This is a genomic window from Mesorhizobium sp. (assembly GCF_004962925.1).
Lineage (GTDB): Bacteria > Pseudomonadota > Alphaproteobacteria > Rhizobiales > Rhizobiaceae > Mesorhizobium.
In genome coordinates this window covers 10,677-16,455 of record NZ_SUEO01000032.1, presented here as the reverse complement: position 1 = coordinate 16,455, position 5,779 = coordinate 10,677, and the positions used below count along the sequence as shown (strand labels likewise).

Genomic DNA, 5,779 nt, shown 5'->3' with positions numbered 1-5,779 from the left:
GTTGCCATCAAGAAGACTGGCTTGGCCGGCAAGGTTCGTCAGGTCATCGGCGCCGTTGTCGACGTGCAGTTCGGCGAACATCTGCCGGCGATCCTGAACGCGCTTGAAACGTCCAATGTCGGCAATCGCCTCGTGCTCGAGGTGGCCCAGCATCTCGGCGAGAACACGGTGCGCTGCATCGCCATGGACTCGACCGAAGGTCTGGTTCGCGGCCAGGACGTCTATGACACCGGCGCGCCGATCACCGTGCCGGTCGGCCCGGGCATGCTCGGCCGCATCATCAACGTCATCGGCGAGCCGGTCGACGAGGCAGGCCCGGTCGACGGCATCGAGATGCGCTCCATCCACCAGCCGGCTCCGACCTATGTCGAGCAGTCGACGGAAGCGCAGATTCTGGTCACCGGCATCAAGGTTCTCGACCTGCTTGCGCCCTATGCCCGCGGCGGCAAGATCGGCCTGTTCGGCGGCGCCGGCGTCGGCAAGACGGTGCTGATCCAGGAATTGATCAACAACGTCGCCAAGGCGCATGGCGGCTTCTCGGTGTTTGCCGGCGTCGGCGAGCGCACCCGCGAAGGCAACGACCTCTATCATGAGTTCATCGAGTCCGGCGTCAACAAGAAGGGCGGCGGCGAAGGATCCAAGGCGGCGCTCGTCTATGGTCAGATGAACGAGCCGCCGGGTGCGCGCGCCCGCGTCGGCCTGACCGGCCTGACGGTCGCCGAATATTTCCGCGACCAGGGCCAGGACGTGCTGTTCTTCGTCGACAACATCTTCCGCTTCACGCAGGCGGGCTCCGAAGTGTCGGCGCTGCTCGGACGTATTCCTTCGGCCGTGGGCTACCAGCCGACGCTGGCCACCGACATGGGCGCGCTGCAGGAGCGCATCACGACGACGACCAAGGGCTCGATCACCTCGGTACAGGCGATCTACGTGCCCGCCGACGATCTGACCGACCCGGCGCCGGCGACCTCGTTCGCCCACCTCGACGCGACGACCGTGCTCAACCGCGCGATCTCGGAAAAGGGCATCTATCCGGCCGTCGATCCGCTCGATTCGACCTCGCGCATGCTCGATCCGATGGTTGTCGGCGAGGAGCACTACCAGGTCGCCCGCCAGGTGCAGTCGATCCTTCAGCGCTACAAGTCGCTGCAGGACATCATCGCCATCCTCGGCATGGACGAGCTGTCGGAAGAGGACAAGCAGACGGTGGCCCGCGCCCGCAAGATCGAGCGCTTCCTGTCGCAGCCCTTCTTCGTCGCCGAAGTGTTCACCGGCGCGCCGGGCAAGCTGGTCGACCTCGCCGACACCATCAAGGGCTTCAAGGGCCTCTGTAACGGCGACTATGACCATCTGCCGGAAGCCGCCTTCTACATGGTCGGCGGCATCGAGGAAGCGGTCGAGAAGGCACAGCGCCTCGCGGCCGAAGCAGCGTAATTTCTCATCCGGTAGCGCGGGCTTTCAGTCCGCGCTGCTTCGACCCAAGCGTTTGTGAGACACCATGGCTGAAGCTTTCAAATTCGAACTGGTCTCGCCGGAACGTCTGCTGGTTTCCGAGCAGGTCGAATCCGTCGTCATTCCGGGCGCCGAAGGCGAAATGACTGTCATGGCCCATCACGCGCCGGTGATGACCACGATCAAGCCTGGTGTCGTCACGGTGAAGAACGCGGCAGGCCAGGAGGAACGCTACGTCGTGTTCGGCGGCTTTGCCGACATCGTTCCGGCCGGCTGCACGCTGCTTGCCGAGTCGGCGGTCGCCGTCGGCGACATCGACCGCGCCGACCTTGCCCGCCGCCTCCAGGAAGCCAGGGAAGACGCCGCCGACGCCAAGGATGACCAGGCGCGCACCAAGGCCGAGCAGTTCCTTAGCCAGCTCACCACGCTCGAAGGGGCGATATTGCCGGCTTGAGTTTTTTCTGTCATTAGTGATTGAGAAAGCGGGGCTTGCCTCGCTTTTTTGTTTGTTAGACAGTCCGGCCGCCTTGGCATGGGGGGTGGCCAATGACGGAAGAGACAGCAAATCGAGAAACGACCTCGCGATCCAGATGGTCGACGGCCTTGGTGTCAGCCTTTGGCGGACCGTTTGGCGGGTTCCTGTGGATCGGCAGCGGCAAACTGGCGCTTGCAAGCCTGCTGGTGATCAGCGCCCTCGTTTTCGCGCTTGTCTACATAGGATTTCCGGTATTGCCCGGCGTCGATCTTGCCTGGCTGGCCAACCTTTCAGGGATCGGTTCGATGATCCTCTGGGTAGCGCTCGTCGTGCCCTTCGCGCGCTGGTTCAAGCCGGAGAAATGGTATGCTCACGGGCTTTGGGTGTTAGTGCTCGTCTTTCTGACAACGTATCCGGCTGCATTTGCAATACGCGCGTTCCTGTTCCAGCCGTTCTCCATGCCGTCCGGCAGTATGGCGCCGACAATGGTGGAGGGAGACTATTTCTTTGTTTCCAAATTCGCCTACGGCTACAGCCGCTATAGCGTCCCTTTTGGACTGCTGCCTGTCGACGGCCGCATATTCGGCGCCAAGCCAAGGCGAGGAGATATTATGGTGTTCAGGCTGCCATCTGAACCGGACATAGACTACGTCAAGAGAGTCATCGGTCTGCCCGGCGATAGGATTCAGATGATCGGTGGTTTGCTTCACATCAATGGCTCAGCGGTGAAGCTTGAGGATGTCGGTGACTACTCCTCCGGCGAAGTACCGTCGGCGAAGCTCCAGCGGGAGACACTGCCGGAGGGGATTTCCTATTCGGTGATCGACTTGACCGGCAATTCTGTCGGTGACAACACACGCGAGTTTGTGGTGCCTGAGGGAGAGTATTTCACGTTGGGTGACAATCGCGACAACTCCAACGACAGCCGCTTCCTGATGGGTTTTGTCCCCTATGAAAATCTGGTCGGCAAAGCGGTGCGTCTGTTCTGGAATTCGCAAGGCATGGATTATTCTTCCCGCCAAAGTCTGGATGGTTCGGTCGGCAAGTAAGCCTGAAGCAAGTCGGGTTCTAACCAACGCCAGCTACGGCTCATGATTTCTCGCTTCGGATGCCGAGGGCAGCGAAGGCGAGGGTCAACCCGTCAATTCGTAGATGGGCTATATGGGCGGCAACGAGTTCGATCAGCGCCTGGCGCTCCGTGTGACCCTTGGCGAAGCCAGCCAGGTCGAAAACCGCTGCCACCATTTCGGCAGTCGGCAATTGCCGACGGCCGAGCGCAGCCAGTGCTGTATCCAACGGATCGGTGAAATGATTTTCCGGCAAGGTCTTGCCGCGTGCCTCGCAAGCGGCGATCCAGGCGGCGACGACCAGCGTCAGATGCTCGGGAACAGCGCCGGCCTCTATCCGCTCCATGGCCGAGGCGAGGATGCGCTGTGGCAGTTTCTGGCTGCCGTCATTGGCGATCTGGGCCGTGCGGTGGGCGAGCGCGGTGTTCGAAAAACGCTGGGCGAGCTGGGCGGTATAGTCCGCCGTCTCGAGCCCGGCGTCTTTGGGAAGCGTCGGGATGGCCTCGGCCCACAATTGGTCGACGAATTGCCGGATCGCCGGATCGGCAAAGGCGCGGTCGACCGTCTCATGGCCGCTGAGCAGGCCGAGATAGGCGATGGCCGAATGCGAGCCGTTGAGCAGACGCAGCTTCATATCCTCGAACGGCCCGACATCACCAACCATGGTGACGCCGAACTTTTCCCAGGCCGGCCGGCCCGCCGGGAAATCGTCTTCGACCACCCATTGGCAGAACGGCTCGGTCATCACCGGCCAGGCGTCCTCGACCCCGAGCTGGCTTGATATCCGCGCGCGGTCGCCGTCGGTGGTCGCCGGCACGATGCGATCGACCATGCTCGACGGAAACGCCACCTCGTCGGCGATATGGCGGGCGAGATCGGCATCGCCTGAAGCGGCGAGCCTGGTACCGCGCAGCGCGGCGAATTCGACCAGCAGCCGGTGCAGCGTGGCGCCATTGGCCGGGAGATTGTCGCAGCACAGCACGGTGAATGGCTGGATGCCGGCGGCACGGCGGCGCGCAAGCGATTCGACGAGAAAACCATGCGCCGTTCGCGGCAATTGCGGGTTCGCCAAATCGTGGACGATGTCAGGATGGGCTGCGTCCAGTCCGCCACCCGCCGCCCTGAGATAGGCTTTTTCGGTGATCGTCAGCGTGACGATCAAGGTGCGCGGGTCAGTCAGCGCGGTCAGCACCGCGCCTGGATCTTCCGGGGCCACCAGCATCGACGGGATCGAGCCGACGACGCGCAGGCTTTCGCTGTCGCTGCTCCTGACCGCCAGCGAATAGAGCCCATCCTGCGGCGCCAGCGCGTCGCGTGTGTCGGCTCTGCGCAGTGAGACACCGACAATACCCCATCCCGTCTCTCCCGCCGCCAGGCAGTCGTCGATATAGGCTGCCTGATGGGCGCGATGGAACGCGCCGACGCCGAGATGGACGATGCCTGGCACGATCTGATTGCGACCATATCGGGGGACTGCGACCGGAGCCGGCAATGCCTGCAGCGTGCTGTTGGAAAGGCGTCGGTTGGTCATGGGCGGCGTCTGATCGTTCGGAGGCATGGTTGGCAGCGGCGTAACATCCGTTTCCCTCCTGCACAATGGGTCACTGCTATCAAGTCATCATATAACAACCCGATTTTTGTATGTTGACATTACTTCTTTCCGATCCTACCGATTGCCGCATTGGGAGGATTATTGTGGCCGTACTGACCGATCCGGATTTGCTGTTTCCACCGGAGACGCGTCCGCTTTCGCTTGCCCGCGATCTTTACGCCGGCGTGAAGAACCTGCCGATCGTCAGCCCGCATGGTCACACCGATCCGCGCTGGTATGCGCTCAACGAGGCGTTTGCCGATCCGGCGCAATTGCTTGTTGTGCCGGACCATTACATCTTCCGCATGCTGTTCAGCCAGGGCGTTCGCCTCGAGGATCTCGGGGTGTCAGCGCTAGACGGCTCTCCGGTGGAGACCGACGGCAGGACGATCTGGCGGCGCTTCGCCGAGCACTATTATCTGTTCCGCGGCACGCCGACGCGGCTGTGGTTCGACCATGTGCTTGCCCATCTGTTCGGCATCGAAGAGCCGCTGACGGCCGCAACCGCCGACCGCCATTACGACACGATCTCGACCTTGCTGCAGTGGGAGAATTTTCGCCCGCGAGCGCTGTTCGAGCGCTTCAACATCGAGGTCATCGCGACGACCGAAGGCGCGCTCGACGATCTCAGATGGCACCAGATGATCCGCGACAGCGGCTGGGAGGGCCGTGTTGTCACCGCCTATCGGCCCGACGCGGTCGTCGATCCCGATTTCGAAGGGTTTTCGGCCAATCTCGACCGGCTCGGAGAAATCACCGGCTGCGATACCGGCACCTGGGCCGGCTATCTCGATGCGCATCGCCAGAGAAGGGCCTTCTTCAAAAGTTTCGGCGCGACCGCATCGGATCACGGCCATCCGACCGCGGAGACCGCCAATTTGTCGGATGCCGCCGCGCAGGAGCTGTTCAACCGCATCCGCCGGGGCTCGGATGACGAGCGCGAGCGAAAACTGTTTCGTGCCCAGATGCTGACCGAAATGGCCAAGATGAGCCGCGACGATGGCCTCGTCCTGCAAATCCATCCCGGCTCCTGGCGCAATCATTCGCCTGCCGTCTTCCAGAGGTTCGGCAGGGACAAGGGTTTCGATATCCCGACCAGGACCGATTATGTGACGGCGCTGAAGCCGCTGCTCGACTGCGTCGGGCTGGAGCCCGACCTGACCGTCATCCTCTTCACGCTCGACGAGACCAGCT

At 62.5% G+C, this 5,779-nt stretch carries 5 protein-coding genes; 4 read left to right on the top strand and 1 reads right to left on the bottom strand.

Annotation, left to right across the window (positions count from 1 at the left end; translation table 11 throughout):
• From atpD to lepB, 3 genes are all read left to right on the top strand, one after another.
• Window positions 1-1,434 (top strand): F0F1 ATP synthase subunit beta (gene atpD / locus E5W87_RS09735; protein ID WP_292396446.1); only part of this gene is annotated, 1,434 nt, incomplete at its 5' end.
• Window positions 1,435-1,498: 64 nt separating this feature from the next.
• Window positions 1,499-1,906, top strand: a complete 408-nt coding sequence (locus E5W87_RS09730) for a F0F1 ATP synthase subunit epsilon (protein WP_292396444.1) — start codon at window positions 1,499-1,501, stop codon at window positions 1,904-1,906.
• 326 nt (window positions 1,907-2,232) lie between these two features.
• Window positions 2,233-2,976: a signal peptidase I gene (lepB, locus tag E5W87_RS09725; protein ID WP_292396480.1), complete on the top strand. Its 744-nt coding sequence runs from the start codon at window positions 2,233-2,235 to the stop codon at window positions 2,974-2,976.
• 40 nt (window positions 2,977-3,016) lie between these two features.
• On the opposite strand, the gene E5W87_RS09720 is transcribed toward lepB, so the two are convergent.
• Window positions 3,017-4,525 (bottom strand): mannitol dehydrogenase family protein, encoded by a 1,509-nt coding sequence (locus E5W87_RS09720; protein ID WP_292396442.1) that lies wholly within the window; start codon window positions 4,523-4,525, stop codon window positions 3,017-3,019.
• A gap of 164 nt (window positions 4,526-4,689) precedes the next feature.
• Here E5W87_RS09720 and uxaC point away from each other — a divergent pair.
• A partial coding sequence (gene uxaC / locus E5W87_RS09715; RefSeq protein WP_292396440.1) for a glucuronate isomerase occupies window positions 4,690-5,779 on the top strand: 1,090 nt, incomplete at its 3' end.